Below are 14,688 nucleotides of genomic sequence, written 5' to 3' on the forward strand. Positions count from 1 at the left end.
AAGCTAGAGACACACGAAGGGAGCTCACATGACTACCACCCCCGAGAGCCAGGGCACAGACCGCGAGGACGCGGTGACCCCCACGACGCCCGCCGCGCCCGGTGACGGCCTGACCCCGCCGCACGCGCCGACGCAGGGAGCGACTGAGGGCACTGCGCCGAGCGCCGTGCCCGAGGCCCCGGGGGCGCAGCCCCAGCAGGCGCAGGCACCGGCTGTTCAGACGCCGGCTCCGCAGCCCGTGAGCGCCCCGGCACCGCAGTACGCGCCGCACGCAACCGCTGACGTTCAGCAGCCGCAGCACCAGCAGCACGCTGTTCCGCAGCAGCCCGTCGCGCAGCAGCACGCGGTGCAGCAGCCGGCCGGCGCTCAGCAGCACGCTGCACACCAGCAGCACGCCACGCAGCCGACCGTTCAGCTGCCGGAGCACGGGGTGCCGTCGGGGCTCGGTATCCCGGCCCCCGCGCAGCAGGGCGCTTCGGGCGGCGCGGGGGGCACCGGCACGCCCGGTGAGGCATTCGGTGCTGCGGCAGTGCCCGCGGGCGGCTCGGCCCACCCGAAGTCGCGCACGGGCTCGCTGCTCGCTGGCCTCGCGATCGGCGCCCTCCTCGGTGGCCTCGTGGGCGGCGGCGTCGCGGCGCTCGTCTCCTCCAACAATGCACCGCAGAACCAAGCACAGGGCGGCACGATCACTCTCAACAATGCGGAGAACGCGACTGCGATCTCCGGTGTCGCCGCGGTCGCAACGCCGAGCGTCGTCACGCTCGAGGTATCGGGTGGGAACGCGAGCGGCTCCGGCTCGGGCGTGATCTACAGCGAAGATGGGTACATCATCACGAACGCCCACGTGGTCACCCTCGACGGGGCCGCGATGCAGGACGCAAACGTGCGGGTCAAGTTCAGCGACGGCCGGATTCTCAGCGGCTCGGTCGTGGGTGTCGACCCCTACGCCGACCTCGCTGTAGTGAAGGTCGACGCGACCGGGTTGCCCGCAATCAAGGTCGCGGACTCGGACAAGCTTGATGTCGGCGATCTGACGGTAGCTATTGGCGCGCCGCTGAACCTCGCGAACACTGTGACGAGTGGTGTCGTCAGTGCGCTGAACCGAGGCATTTCGGTCGGCAGCCCGCTGATTCCACAGGATCCGACGCCGCAGCAGGACGACGAGCAGCAGAGCCCAGGCTTCCCCTGGGACTTCCGGTTCGGACTGCCCGACAACGGCCAGCAGCAGGAAGAGCAGCAGCAGCAACAGCAGTCCGGCGGTGGCGCCGTGACCCTGCCGGTCATTCAGACAGATGCGTCGATCAACCCGGGCAACTCGGGCGGCGCGCTGCTCAACGGCAAGGGCGAACTGATTGGCATCAACGTCGCGATCGCTTCGGCGGCCGCCTCGAACGGCGCGGCGGGCAGCGACGGACTGGGCTTCGCGATCCCCGCGAACCTGGCGACGCGTGTTGCCGATGCGATCATCGCCGGTGAACAGCCCTCGCACGGCCTGCTGGGAGCCTCGGTTGCAGACTCCACGCAGGACACTGACGAGGATGCGGGGCACGCAGGTGGGTTGCTCGTTGATGTGACTCGCGACGGGGCCGCTGCCAAGGCTGGACTCAAGGCGGGTGACGTAGTCACTGCGGTGGACGGCGTGCCTGCAGTGAGCGGTACCTCGGTATCGGCGCTCATCCGCATGCACGAGGGCGGGAGCACCGTGAAGATCGATTACCTCCGCGGGGGCAAGGCCGGTCAGACAGAGGCCACGCTCGGCAAGTTGGAGTGGTAGACACCGAGCGAGCTGCGTGACGCGGCACGCACAGCGGGCGCATTCCCTTTCGGGGGAGTGCGCCCGCAGTGCGTTCACTGCGGCCCGCACAGCGAAATCCTCTACAGTGGGGGACGATGAGTACCCCCGGTTTTACCTTCGCGCAGGGCAATCTTGCCAAGCTACTCGCGCTGCCCAAGTACCTGCTGTCCGCGCTGCTCGCGTGGTTCGTTCCCCGCGCTGATTCTCGGTGGGTGTTCGGAAGCGGGGCCGGTGTTGGCGAGGGGGCGCTCGCGGTTGCTCGCGCCTTGCGAATCCAGGATTCGGCGGCGGAGATTGTCTGGTTGACCGGCTCCGAATCAGAGGCCGAGGCCGCACGCGCCGAAGGCTTCTCATCCGTGCCTCGCCGCGGTTGGGCGGGGTACTGGGCCACACTCCGTGCTGGTCAGATCGTCGTCACGCACGGGCTTGGTGACGCGAATCGCTTCGGTGTCATGCGTGGTCGCATCATTCAGCTCTGGCACGGCGCACCGCTCAAGCGACTGCATCTCGATTCACCGGTCACGACCACAGTGCGCGGGCCCGCCCCGGTACGCGCGCTGCTGCGGCGCATGTACCTCGCCGGCTCGCGGGAAGTGGATCTGTTCGTTGCTGGCTCCCCGCTTGCGGCCGACCGACTGCGTTCTGCCTTCCGCGTCCCACCGGGCAAGGTGCGGGTGCTCGGAGATCCGCGCGACGACGCACTCGCGGCGCAGGCCGCGGATCCCGGGCTCGCGGCAGAGGCTCGAGCTCGCGTCGTCGCCCTGCTCGGGGGAGCGCCCGGGCTTGCGGCCGCGTCGTCGATCCTGCTGTACGCGCCGACCTGGCGTGACGGCGCGGTGGACCCTGCCGTCCCGACAGCAGCCGAGGCGGGCCAGATCGCTGAGACGCTCGAGCAGCTTGACGCCCACCTCGTCGTGCGTTCGCACCCGTTGGGCCATGGTGACTACGCGCATCTGCGCGGGCCGCGCATCCATCTGCTCGGCTCCGAGATCGTCCGAGATGTCACACCTCTGTTGGGTGGCTTCGACACCGTCATCACCGACTACTCGTCGATTGCGCTCGACTTCTCGCTGCTGGGGCGCCCGATCGTTTGGTTCGCTCCAGATCTCCAGGACTACGGCTCAGCTCGTGGGCTCTATGAGCCGCTTGAAGTGACGAGCGGCGGTCGTGTTGCGCAGGACTGGACGGCGGCGCTCGCACGAATCGCAGAATTGCGCCCGGGGTCGCCCGCGCATCGCGCCGCGGAGGCAGAGACCCGCGAGCTCGCCGCTCGCTTCCACGCGTATCCGGAGGGGAACGCCGCCGACCGCGTGCTTGCGGCGATCACTCAATTGCGACTTCCCGCCGCACAGATTGTCCCTCCCGGAGGCGTCTTCTTTGAGAGCTTCTATGGGCGGCAGGTGAGCTGCAACCCGCTGGCGCTCGACGCCGAGATCGCACGAACCTTCCCCGGGCTGACGCGCTATTGGAGCGTGACGAGCGAGCGGCAGGTCGTGCCGAGTGGCGCGATCCCGGTGCTCGTCGGCGGCGCCGAGTGGCATGCGGCGCGGCGCGGGGCGCAGCTGCTCGTCGTCAATGATTGGCTGCGGTACCGCTTCCGCCGTCGCCGCGGGCAAACCGTCCTGCAGACCTGGCACGGCACCATGCTGAAGCATCTCGCGCTCGGGCGCCCGAATGTTGGACTGCGCACGCGTCTCGCGATCCGACGCGAGAGCCGCCGATGGAGCCTCATGCTCTCGCAGAATCCTCACTCGACGGAGCAATTCCGTTCAAGTTACGCGTTCCGCGGTGAAATCCTGGAGCTCGGATATCCGCGCGCCGATCGGCTCGCGAATGCCACGATCGGTGCAGAGCGGAACCCGATCGCGGTGCGCTCTGCGCGGGCTGCGCTTGATGTACCAAGCGGCGCACGCGTGCTCGCGTACACCCCGACGTGGCGTGATGGCGGAGTCACCGTCGTGGACGACCTCAACGTGCAGATGCTCGCTGCGGAGTTGGGGGAGGACTGGGTGATCGTTGCACGCGGGCACACCCGCACGCATGGCTTTGGGGGCTACGGAGGTGCGGCCGCACGGGTCATCGACGCATCGGCTCACCCCGATGTGAACGACGTGATTCTTGCCGCAGATTTGCTCGTCACGGACTACTCATCGATCATGTTCGATGCGGCGGTGGCGCGGGTGCCGATGCTCTTTTTCGTGCCGGATCTCGCGGCGTATCGCGACCGCGAGCGCGGTTTCACCTTCGATTTCGAGCGAGAGGCTCCCGGTCCACTTCTCAGTGAGCGGTCTGAGGTCGTGGCGTGCGCCGCTGAGTGGGCCGAACAGGGCGCACACGCGAGCTGGCTCAAGCCCGAGCGAGCGGAAGCCTGGCGCGAGCGCTTCGCCCCCCACGACGACGGTCACGCCGCAGAGCGGGTGGTTGCCGCGCTCCGCGAGCGTGGAGCGCTGGCGGCCCAGTAGCGCTCGCGCCGGCCTCGCCCGTGTGGCGCGGCTATACGCGCGACGGGGCGAGCTCGGCGAGCTGGCCGAGCAGGGACTCTGGCACGAGCGCCTCGTTCGCTGCGCCCTCGCGCACAATTGCCGCGATGCGAGCGCCTACCTCAGCGGTGCTCAGGCCCATCTCCGCACCCGCGAGTGCCGGGAGCTCGCCGAGCACCTGCACCGTGGCGGCTTCGATTGCGCGCGCAGCGGGGCCCTCACCCAGGTGGCCGAGCAGCAGCGCAAGCGACAGGATCGCGCCCGAGGGGTTGGCCCAGCCCTTGCCCGCAATGTCGGGCGCGGAGCCGTGAATGGCTTCGAACATGCTGGGCGCCGTGCCATCCAGGTTGAGGTTTGCGCTTGTCGCAACGCCGAGGCCGCCCTGGATGACCGCGCCGAGGTCAGTGATGATGTCGCCGAACAGGTTGTCAGTGACAATCACGTCGAATCGCTCGGGGGAGAGCGGCAGGTGGAAGCACATGGCATCGACGTGCACGTAGTCGGTCTCCACCTCGGGGTACTTCGTTGCGAGATCGGCGACGACCTCCTGCCACAGCTGGCCCGCCGCAACGAGGATGTTCGTCTTGTGGCAGAGGGTCAGCTTCTTGCGTCGTCCGAGGGCGAGGCGGAACGCGAAGTCCACGACTCGCTCGATACCCGCACGAGTGTTGAGCGACTCCTGCATGGCGACCGCGTTCGGGGTGCCCGCGTGCACGGTCGATCCCTGACCGACGTACGCACCCTCGGTGTTCTCGCGCACGATCACCATCTCGCAGCGCTCGGGGGTGAGATCCGCAATGGGGGTGGGCACGCCAGGGTAGAGGCGCACGGGGCGCACATTGGCTGCCTGCTGGAAACGCTGGCGCATTTCGAGGATGAAGCCGCGCTCGAGGATGCCTGGCTTTACCGCGGGATCGCCCATCGAGCCAAACAGAATGGCGTCGTGGCCCCGCAGGGTGTCCTCCACCTCGGCGAAGAGTTCGCCCGTTGCGAGGTAGTGCTGAGCGCCTGCGGTGATCTCCGTGCGCGCGGTGGTGAAGCTATATCGTGCCTCGGCGGCATCGAGCACCTCGAGCGCGCAGCCGACCACCTCGGGGCCGATGCCGTCGCCCGGGAGCACAGCGAGGGAGTAGCGATTCGTCATGAGGATTCCTTCCGGGCGGGATCGCAGCCGGCGTCGGCGCCTGCTGCGGATCGCGCGGCATTGCGTTGGCGATCGGACGATGTTGAACTATATTAACTGGTAAGGCCACTCAGTGGGTGGCTGGAGTACCCAGGTCATCCGTTGCACCGCGGCACGCGATCCTCGCCGCGGCGTCAGCCCGCACGCAAGGACACACGATGCGCGACACGCTCTCACTGATCGCCCCCGCCGGGCAGCTTCCCATCGGCGCCGAGTGGCGTGCGGTCGCGGCGAACCAAGACATCGTGTTCCCCTTCGACGGCAGTGTGATCGCGCAGGCTCCGGTCAGCGACGTTGCGGACTCGCTCGACGCGCTCGACGCGGCTGAGGCTGCCCGCGCAGAGGTGGCCGCGCTCACCACCGCACAGCGCAAGTCGGTGCTGACCGCGGTGCAGCACCGACTCGAGGAGCACGCGGAGCGCCTCATTGATCTCCTCGTACTTGAGACCGGGAAGCCGCGCGTCGACTGCCAGACCGAGGTGTCGCGCACCATTGTCACGCTGCAGGCCACCGCGGAGGAAGCTTCGCGCGTGCACGGCGAGACGGTACCCCTCGACCTGCAGGAGCTGGGTCGCGGCATGATCGGGTACTACAGCCGAAAGCCGGCTGGTGTGGTGATCGGCATTGCCGGCTTCAACTACCCGCTGCTCCTCGCGAGCCACAAGCTCGCCCCGGCGATCGCCGCGGGCTGCCCGGTGATCATCAAGCCGGCACCGAACACGCCGCTTGCCACGCTCGAGCTGGTCGCTATCGTGCGCGAGGTGCTCGCTGAGCACGGCATCACCGCGGCAGCGGTGCAGTTGGTGAATGGTGCACCCGAAGTGGGGGAGACGCTCGTTCGCGATCCGCGCGCACAGGTGGTCTCGTTCACCGGTTCCGCAAAGATTGGACACCTCATTGCGCAGCAGGCGGCGCCCCGGAAGGCGCTGCTGGAGCTCGGTTCGAACACCGGCTTCATCGTCGCGGCTGACGCGGACGTGGATGCCGCAGTGGACGCCGTGCTGCGCGGCGGCTTCTACGCCAACGGGCAGGCCTGCATCTCGGTGCAGCGCATCGTGCTCGAGCGACCCATTGCCGAGCAGTTCACGGAGCGCCTCGTCGCGCGCATGGGTGAGCTCGTCGTCGGCGATCCGCGCGATCCCGCAACGAACGTGGCGCCGGTGATCAACGCGGCCTCGGGCGAGCGCATCCGTGCGATGGTTGACCGTGCGGTCGCCGCGGGTGCCACGCTGCTTGCAGGCGGCGAAGCTCCCGCCGAGGGCGAGCACGCCGCGCTCGTGCGCCCGACCGTGCTGGGCGGCGTTCCCGCCGACGTCGACGTGTGGGCGGAGGAAGTGTTCGGCCCGGTGGTATGCCTCACGACGGTCGACTCGATCGATACCGCGATCGATCTCGTGAACGCCTCGCGCTACGGGCTCCAGGCGGCGATCTACACGGCCTCGCTCGAGAGCGCATTCGCGGCGATCGAGCGCCTCGAGGTCGGAGGCGTGGTGGTCAACGAGATTCCCGGCTTCCGCTCCGACATCATGCCCTACGGCGGAGTGAAGGACTCCGGCATCGGCCGCGAGGGCCCGCGCTACGCCATCGAAGAGTTCACCGTCACGCGCATGGCAATGATCCGCCCCCGCGCCCGCGGCTAGCCACCGCTCGCACTCACTTCTTTCTCGATATCACTCCGCACCCTTGCAAAGGACACCCCGCATGACGCACGTCGCACCCGACTACAGCCGCCTGTTCCGCCTCGACGATCGCACGGTTGTGGTGATCGGTGCGGGATCAGGAATTGGTCGCGAGTCGGCGCAGGCGCTCGCCGCGCAGGGCGCGCACGTTGTTGTGGCCGACTGGGCGCTTGACGCCGCAGAGGCTACCACCGCGCTGATCCAGGAGCAGGGCGGTTCCGCCGAGGCGTTCCGCCTGAACGTGCTTGATGACGCTGAGGTGGAGGCGGCGGCTGAGCGTTTCGGCACAGCTTCGGCGCTCGTATTCACCGCGGCGACCAACGTGCGCAAGCGCATGGACGACTACACGATGGACGAGTTCGACCGCGTGGTGAACCTGAACCTTCGCGCATCGTTCCAGCTGATCCGTCACTTCGGTGCGCGTTTCGCTGCGAACGGCGGCGGTTCGATCATCGGTTTTGCGTCGATCCGTGCGCAGGTGGTGGAGCCCGGTCAGGGCGTGTACGCGGCGACGAAGGCTGGGCTCGTGCAGCTCGCGAAGACCGCTGCGGCTGAGTACGGGGCGCAGGGCGTGCGCATCAACGTGGTGGCCCCGGGGGTAGTGGAGACTCCGCTGACTGCCCAGATCAAGGCGAACGAGGAGTGGTACAACGCGTACGCGCAGAAGAGCGCGCTCGGCCGTTGGTCGCGCCCCGACGAGCTCGCGGGTGCCGTGGTGTACCTCGCGAGTGATGCCTCGACCTTTGTGACGGGCTCGACGCTCAGCGTTGACGGCGGCTGGACGGCAATCGACGGCCGCTTCACCCCGCCGGCCTCCTAGCCTCGCCTGCCCCCAGCGAATCGGGGTCACTTGGGCAGGGTGTCGCGTGGCGAGACCAGACGACACCCTGCCCAAGTGACCCGGATTTGGGGGAAACGCGGGTGGGGCGGGAGCGTTGCGGATTTGGCAAAACTGCTCGAGCGGATGCCAGAACTCCCGATAGGGTCGAGAATCTACCGACCCAACGCAGACTGCCCCCGCGGCGAGCAGAATCAGGAGAAGCGCATGTCCCGTTTCGCGGAATCCGTGCACGAGTACTGGCGTGAAGCCCTGGCCGGTGACGAACGACACCGGAGCGCGAACCTGAGCCTGACGCTCGCTCCCGAGCTGGACGAAGACGAGCGCGTGACCGTGCTGCACACGGTTGCCGACGCGCACACGGCGGTTGCCGTGAGCCCGGATGTGGCCGCCGTGCTCGAGGACGGCGGCGTGCGGGCCGCTGCGGCTGGTGAAGCAGCCCTCCGCGAGGCGCTTGTCGACGCGGGAATCACCCTGCACGGTGCTGACTATCTGTTCTACCTGCCGCTGACCGCGGCTGCGGCGCTCCGATCAGAACCGGACGCCGCACACGTGCGCAGACTCGATCCCGAGCGAACCGCCGATGTCGAGGCCTTCGCCGAGTTCGAGGAGGCGGCGGGCCCCGAAGACCTCGATGCAGGTCAGGTGGATCTCGACGACTGGGCCGTGTACGGCGCATTCGATGAGGGCGGCCGCCTCCTGAGCGTGGCGAGCGCCTACCCGTGGGGCGACTCGGTGCTGGCCGACTTTGGCGTGATCACGCTCCCGACGGGCCGGGGCCGGGGCCATGCTCGTGCGCTCACGCGCGCGCTCGCCCGCGTTGCGGCGGCAGAGGGACTCGAGCTGCAATATCGCTGCCAGCTCGACAATGAGGCATCGGCAGGGCTTGCACGCTCGGCGGGCCTCGAACTGTTCGGACGGTGGGAGATCCCCACGCCTGAGGAAAGCGACGACGAATGACCACGCAGCAGTGGCGGATCCGACCGGCGAGCGAAGCTGACGCCCCGGCCATACTCGAGATCTTCGACGGGGTGATCGACTGGTTCGTTGCGATGGGCAACACGGAACAGTGGGGCACTGAGCCGTGGTCGACCTCGGAACGCCAGATCGGCCGAGTGACCGCGGAGTGCGCGCTGCCCGGTGCGTGGGTGGCTGAGCACGCCGATGCGGGCGTGGTGGGCGCGCTCGTGCTCGGCGAAGCGAGCGACTATGCGCCGCCCGTCGTGGAACCGGAGCTCTATGTGCGCCTGCTCATCGCGTCGCGCGACCCCCGCGCGCGCGGCGCCGGACGGCGTCTCCTGTCGTTCGCGGACGACGAAGCGCGGGGCGCAGGGGTCTCCTCGCTGCGCGTGGACTGCTACGGCGGAGGCGACGGCGCGCTCGTGCGGTTCTACGAATCGTGCGGCTACGAGCGCCTCAGCACGTTCGACGACGACGGCTGGCCCGGCCAGCTCCTCGGCCGCTCACTCTGAGCGTACGGTCGCGGGGGACGCCACGAAGAACTGAGCGGCCTGCGCGTGGTCGAGTTCGATCCCAGGCCCGTCGGGACTGCTCGCGAGCGCAACTCGCACCCCCGTACCGCTCCGCTCCACACGGAGGCTCGCACCGGGAGCGATGCCCGCGGCCGAGAGCTCAGCAAGCAGATCGGGATCAGACTGCGCCGTCTCGCTGATCGATACGAGCTCGGCGGGCTCTGCCGGGTCGGCGTCAAAGGTGCGGCGGAGGGCGTTGATCGCGTGCGGATCGTGTGGAGGCAGAGCGGAACCGCGTTCTGCCTCGGCAAGCGTGGGGATCGGGTTGCCGTAGGGGGAGCGCTCGGGATGGCCGAGGAGTTCGGCAATGCGCTCGGCCGTCGCATCGCCAATTGCGTGCTCCCAGCGCGACGCCTCGTCGTGCGCCCACTCCCACTCGAGTCCGATCGTGTCGACGAGCAAGCACTCCGCGAGTCGGTGCTTGCGCATCACTCGCAGCGCGATACGGCGACCTTCGACCGTGAGGTGGAGCCGGCGATCACCCGGCACCGTATAGAAGAGGCCGTTGCGGATCAGCCGATTGGCGGTCTGCGTGACGGTTGAGGGGGCATGGCCGACGCGCTCGGCGATACGGGCGCGGAGCGGATCTGCACCGACCTCCTCGCACTCGAGGACGGCGGTGAGGTACGCCTCGGTGGGGTTGAGGAGCGCGTCCACGCTGGCTCCCTTCCACACCACACGGCCTACTGCGTCGAGGGTCAGCCTATCGCTCAGGGGGAGCCGAGGCGGGGAGGCTCACCCGGCGCGGCTCACTCAGCGGAGTGCGGTGCTGCCTGCGCGAAGACCACCACATTGTCGGGAGCCACATCGCGGTCGGCTTGGAAGAGGCAGGTGATGATGACGAGGCGCCCGGGCACGTTCTCCCAGACGTTCGCAACGGTGGCGAGGGCGGTCTTGTCGTGCCGCTCGGTGGCGATGATCTCGTACGCGACGGTGCCGTTCGCCGTGTCGATCAACACCTCGTCCCCCGGCAGCGCCGTGGTGGTGCGCTCTGCGCGGTTGATGAGGGGATCGAACACCGCTCGGCCGTCTGCTGAGGTGTGTCCGATGAGGAACACGGTGTTGTCGGTGCCCGCGCCGGGGAGCCCAAAGTCACTCAGCCAGAACACCTCGTCTGCGGTGGGCGGGTCGAGGACCGTGGCGTCCCCGATCGGCAGCCCCGTGACCGGCGCATCGAAGCTCAGCGCGGGGATGGTGACGCGAGACGGCTCCGCGGGTGCGACCGGTGCGAGCGCAGGCGCCCGCCGCTCGACGGTGTGCCGCTCCGCGGCGGCCGGTGCGGCCGGCGCCACAAGGCGCCACGCGCCGAGCCCGACGAGGCCCACGCCACCGGCCACCGCGAGCGCCGTCACCACGCTGAGCGCGGCGATCAGCACGCGCCGCGCGGATCGACGCGGCCGCGACGCGTCAGCCGGTGCGGGCACGGGGACACCACTCATCCGGCGGCACCAGCCGTGCCCGGGAGCGCGCCGGACGTGAGCTCCTCGGGTCCCTTCCTGAGGCCGAGCAAGACCACACCCGCGGCGGTGAGGAGTAGCAGCGCCGCACCCAGGAGCATCAACTGCTCGGTCGGGGTGAGGCTGAACCCGGGAGACACCACAGCGGCTGGGAGCGGGGTGGCGAGGTCAGTGAGGGTGCGCTCGGCCACGGGGGCCGCGGATCCCGAACCGATCTTCACCTCGGTCCAGCCGACGAACTTCCGGTCGACATCGGTGAGCGCAAAGCGGTACGTGCCGTCCTGCAAGCTGGTCACGTCAACCCGAAGCTCACCCGAGTCGTTCACCCGAATCCAGTCGACCGGTGTCTTGCTCGGGTAGACATGCAGGAAGAACCAATCCCCGGCAGCGCTCTTCGGCACCGTCAGGTGAGCGATCCCCTCCGCAACACGCACGGTCACCCCGCCCGCGTTCGCGGAGGTCAGGAGATTCTGCGTGCTGACCGGCGCCTTCGGCGTGAACTTGGGCTTCGGCTTCGCCTGCGTTGCGGGCGCGCGCAGTGATCCACCGCTGCTGCCCGAGCCGGTCGCCGGCGTGCCGCTCGGCGCGGGAAGGGCGCCAAGCTTGGTGGGCTGATCCGGTGATGTGGGCGTCGGTGTGGGGGTCGGCGTCTGGGGCGTCGGCTTCTCTCCACCCGGGGTCGGGGGAGTCACGGTGCCCGGGTCAACGGGCTTTGTGGGCGTGACCGCGGGCTTGGGATCGGGCTGCTCCGGGCTCTCCGTCGCCGCCTTCGATACCCACTTTGCCGCGTTCACGAGGATCTGCTGACCTGCCGCGGACCAGGTGCGCGCGTCGGACGCCGAATGACTGCCGTGCAGCGCGAGGTAGGCGTGCGGCGTGCCTCCCCGTTCATCGACGGCGATCCCTGCCCCGTGATCGTCGACGCGCACCTCGGCGCCGGCCTGCACTCGCGTGATCGTGTGTGCGAGTACCTCGGGCTTCACACCGCTCAGCGACTCGAAGGATGCGTAGAACTTCTCGGCATTCTGGCGCGTGTCTTGCAACACCATGCTTCCAGTGATCAGCTCGCCGGTTGCGAGGTTGCCGGGCGCGAAGATCGGGTGCTCCGGCTGCGCCCAGATCCGGTACCCGGTTGCGAGCACCGCCTCGTCCACGGTGCCGGAGCGCTGCTCGGGCGAGCCGAACTGCTCGTGCAGCGTCGCGATTCCCGAGGTGTCGCTCGAACCCAGATCGAGCCACACGATGCCCGCGTTCGCCTTGTCCGCAACCTGGATTGCAGATTTCAGTGTTGCCGAGCTCACCGCACCGGGGTCGTCCCAGACGACGGCGTCGTAACCGCCGAGCACGCTCGGGTCTGAGACGGTTGCTGCGCCCTCCGTGGTGGTGGGGAAGGTGTCTAGTCCGGTCGCAACGATGTCCTGCGACTGGAGCAGTTCGACCGTGCGGCCGGTTTGGTCGCCGAGTACCAAGACCCGCGGGAGGGCGGCGAGCCGGAAATCGACAGTGGTCGACGCGTTCTCGATGGGCTTCACCTCGGCGTCCTTCGAGGTGGCGGTGTAGTAGTTCTCGAGGCCCGCGCGGAACCGGTGCGTCCCGAGGGGCACCTGTTCAATGCGGTACCGGCCTGCCCGGTCGGTGGTGGCGCTCAGCTCGGCCCCAGCAAGCGAGACGAGCACGCCGGGCAGCGGCGTGCCGGTGGCCGCGTCGGTCACGGTGCCGGTGACCGAGCCTGTGGTGAGCGGTGCGAGCGTGACCGCAAGTTCGCTGAGGCCCTTCGCGGACACGGTGACCTCGCGCGTTGCGCTCGTGTAGCCGAACGCCGCGAACTTGAGCGTGTACGATCCCGCGGGGAGCAGCGCACGCGCGGAGCCGTTTGCGTCGCTCGTCCAGGTCTCACCGTGTTTGCCGTAGCTGATCGTCACCCCGGGGATCACGGCTCCGCTCGTGGCATCGGTGACCCGCAGCCGCACGCCGGTGTCACCGCGAACCGCCGCGATCGCGTCAGCGAGGTTGATGATCCCGGCACCGTACCGGGTATCGCCGACCGCGGGTGAGCCGTTCGGGTGCCACGCGGTGGACTCGAGGGCGTGCTCGATCTCATCGACGGTGAGTCCCGCCTGCGCCGAGCGCAGGGCCGCGACGGCGCCAGCGACGTGTGGCGTGGCCATTGAAGTGCCGGAGGAGCGCCCCCACCCGCCCCCGGGAACAGAGGAGAGAATGTCGACCCCGGGCGCCGAAGCGTCGGGCTTCGTGAACTCGGCGCTCGGCCAGCCGAAGCGCTGCGCGACGCTCGCCGACCAGCGCGTCGTGCCGCCGCACGAACGCGGATCGACGGTCTGGGCCTCATTGGTCATGCCCACCGCGAAGACGTCCGCGGAGGAGCTGGGGTTCGAGATGCAGCCGGGCATCTTGTCGCCGTCATTGCCCACGGCAACCGCGGCGAACACGCCGGCCTGTCGCACGCGGTGCAGCACCTCGAGTAAGAAGTCGTTGTACGAGTTGCTCACGCCGAGCGACATGTTGATCACGTCGGCGGCGCGCCCCGCAGGTCGCCCCGCCGCATCGTAGGGTGCGAGCGTCCACTCGAGCGCGGCGAGGATCTTCGCGTCGCTGCTGCCGTCGCTGATCGCGTTCACCGCCATGAGCTCGGCGTCGGGGGCCACACCGATGCGGGTGCCGGAGGCGTCGCCGCCGAGCACTGTGCCCGCGACGTGGGTGCCGTGCGTGGCGGGATCGGCGGGGCGCTTCGCCCGGGGCGTGCCCGTGCGGTCGAGGTGAATCCAGCCGCCGGGGAACAGCGGATCATGCGGATCCACGGTCGCAATTCGATCACGCAGATCTGGATGATTGGGATCGATGCCGGTGTCCAGCACGGCGACACGCACGCCTCTGCCGGTCGCACCGTACGTCGACCATGCCTCGGGTGCGTGGATGCCGGCGAGCCCGTACGTCACGGGAACACCCGTGCCGTCCGTGGCAACTGAGAGCGCGGCGGGATCCTCGACCGGCTCCGGCTCCTCCACGGCGTCGAGCGGGGTCACTTCGCCGTTCGGAGCCACGCTCTCGACCCCGGGGAGGGCGGCGAGCTTCGCCAGCGTCTCCTCAGTGGGCGAGGCGGAGACGAGCACGGCAGCGGCGATCCAGAACTGGTTGAGCACGCGAATGGTGCCTGCGTCCTCGAGTTCCGAGAGGCCCTGCTCTGCGCGTGCGAGCGCGGCCGCCGCGCCCGCCTGCAGCGATGCAGCAGCTGCGGCGGGGTCGCCCTCCGCCTCCGGCGCGACGCCCGCGTCGGCGAAGCGGATGAGAATCTCGGCTTCCCCGGACTGCGGGTCAAACCACTCTTCGGCCGAGCCCTCGGGTTCATCCGTGCCGGTCGCGCTGTCGGCGCGCGTGCCGGCAAGCTCGGTGAGTGCCTCCGCGAGCTCGGGTGCCACCTGCGGTTCCGCCGTGTCGTTCGCTCCGGAACCAGCGTGGCTGCGGAGCGCTGCCGCTCGGCCATCAGCGCCGCCGAGCTCCGCAAGCTGGGCGACGCCCACGGTGCCGCTCAGTGCGACGGCGAGGGCGAGTGCGCCGGAGGCGGCGACGGCGAGCGGGCGGCGGTGCCGGGTGATGCGGAACTGCGGGATGCGGATGCGGGGCATGAAGGACACGGTGAGCTCTCGGAATCTGCGCGCGTGCGCGGTCTTGGTGCACGTGCGACCAGGATCGCGCTAACATCTGATGG

The 14,688-nt window shown here is 69.2% G+C and carries 10 protein-coding genes; 6 read left to right on the plus strand and 4 right to left on the minus strand.

What is annotated here, in order from left to right:
* Positions 1-28: 28 nt before the first annotated feature.
* Together D3226_RS05525 and D3226_RS05530 are read left to right on the plus strand one after the other, a co-directional pair.
* Complete coding sequence (locus tag D3226_RS05525; RefSeq protein WP_202381344.1) at positions 29-1,774, plus strand: trypsin-like peptidase domain-containing protein; 1,746 nt, start codon at positions 29-31, stop codon at positions 1,772-1,774.
* Between the two features lie 116 nt (positions 1,775-1,890).
* Positions 1,891-4,257 carry a CDP-glycerol glycerophosphotransferase family protein gene (locus D3226_RS05530; protein ID WP_202381345.1) on the plus strand — a complete coding sequence of 789 codons (2,367 nt, stop codon included), beginning with the start codon at positions 1,891-1,893 and terminating at the stop codon, positions 4,255-4,257.
* Positions 4,258-4,288: 31 nt separating this feature from the next.
* Here the strand turns inward: D3226_RS05530 and D3226_RS05535 are convergent, their stop codons facing one another.
* Entirely contained in the window at positions 4,289-5,419 is a 1,131-nt protein-coding gene (locus tag D3226_RS05535; protein WP_202381346.1) for a 3-isopropylmalate dehydrogenase, read from the minus strand.
* A 197-nt stretch (positions 5,420-5,616) separates the two neighbouring features.
* Here D3226_RS05535 and D3226_RS05540 point away from each other — a divergent pair, with 197 nt between their 5' ends.
* From D3226_RS05540 to D3226_RS05555, 4 genes are all read left to right on the plus strand, one after another.
* Positions 5,617-7,098 (plus strand): aldehyde dehydrogenase family protein, encoded by a 1,482-nt coding sequence (locus D3226_RS05540; protein ID WP_202381347.1) that lies wholly within the window; start codon positions 5,617-5,619, stop codon positions 7,096-7,098.
* Positions 7,099-7,159: 61 nt separating this feature from the next.
* On the plus strand, positions 7,160-7,957 hold the full coding sequence (locus tag D3226_RS05545; RefSeq protein WP_202381348.1) for an SDR family NAD(P)-dependent oxidoreductase: 798 nt from the start codon (positions 7,160-7,162) through the stop codon (positions 7,955-7,957).
* 225 nt (positions 7,958-8,182) lie between these two features.
* Complete coding sequence (locus D3226_RS05550) at positions 8,183-8,935, plus strand: GNAT family N-acetyltransferase (protein ID WP_202381349.1); 753 nt, start codon at positions 8,183-8,185, stop codon at positions 8,933-8,935.
* Positions 8,932-9,447, plus strand: a complete 516-nt coding sequence (locus D3226_RS05555) for a GNAT family N-acetyltransferase (protein WP_202381350.1) — start codon at positions 8,932-8,934, stop codon at positions 9,445-9,447. The genes D3226_RS05550 and D3226_RS05555 overlap by 4 nt, the downstream gene beginning before the upstream one ends.
* On the opposite strand, the gene D3226_RS05560 is transcribed toward D3226_RS05555, so the two are convergent.
* From D3226_RS05560 to D3226_RS05570, 3 genes are all read right to left on the minus strand, one after another.
* Positions 9,439-10,164 carry an iron dependent repressor, metal binding and dimerization domain protein gene (locus D3226_RS05560; RefSeq protein WP_202381351.1) on the minus strand — a complete coding sequence of 242 codons (726 nt, stop codon included), beginning with the start codon at positions 10,162-10,164 and terminating at the stop codon, positions 9,439-9,441. The two genes, D3226_RS05555 and D3226_RS05560, sit on opposite strands and share 9 nt — an antisense overlap.
* A 92-nt stretch (positions 10,165-10,256) precedes the next feature.
* The gene (locus tag D3226_RS05565; RefSeq protein ID WP_202381352.1) at positions 10,257-10,931 is read right to left on the minus strand and encodes a sortase family protein; all 675 of its coding nucleotides are present in this window, start codon (positions 10,929-10,931) and stop codon (positions 10,257-10,259) included.
* Positions 10,932-10,942: 11 nt separating this feature from the next.
* Positions 10,943-14,605, minus strand: coding sequence for a S8 family serine peptidase (locus tag D3226_RS05570; RefSeq protein WP_202381353.1), 3,663 nt, complete (start codon positions 14,603-14,605; stop codon positions 10,943-10,945).
* Positions 14,606-14,688 lie beyond the last annotated feature (83 nt).

The organism is Leucobacter chromiireducens subsp. chromiireducens (assembly GCF_016758255.1).
Taxonomy (GTDB): Bacteria; Actinomycetota; Actinomycetes; order Actinomycetales; family Microbacteriaceae; genus Leucobacter; species Leucobacter chromiireducens.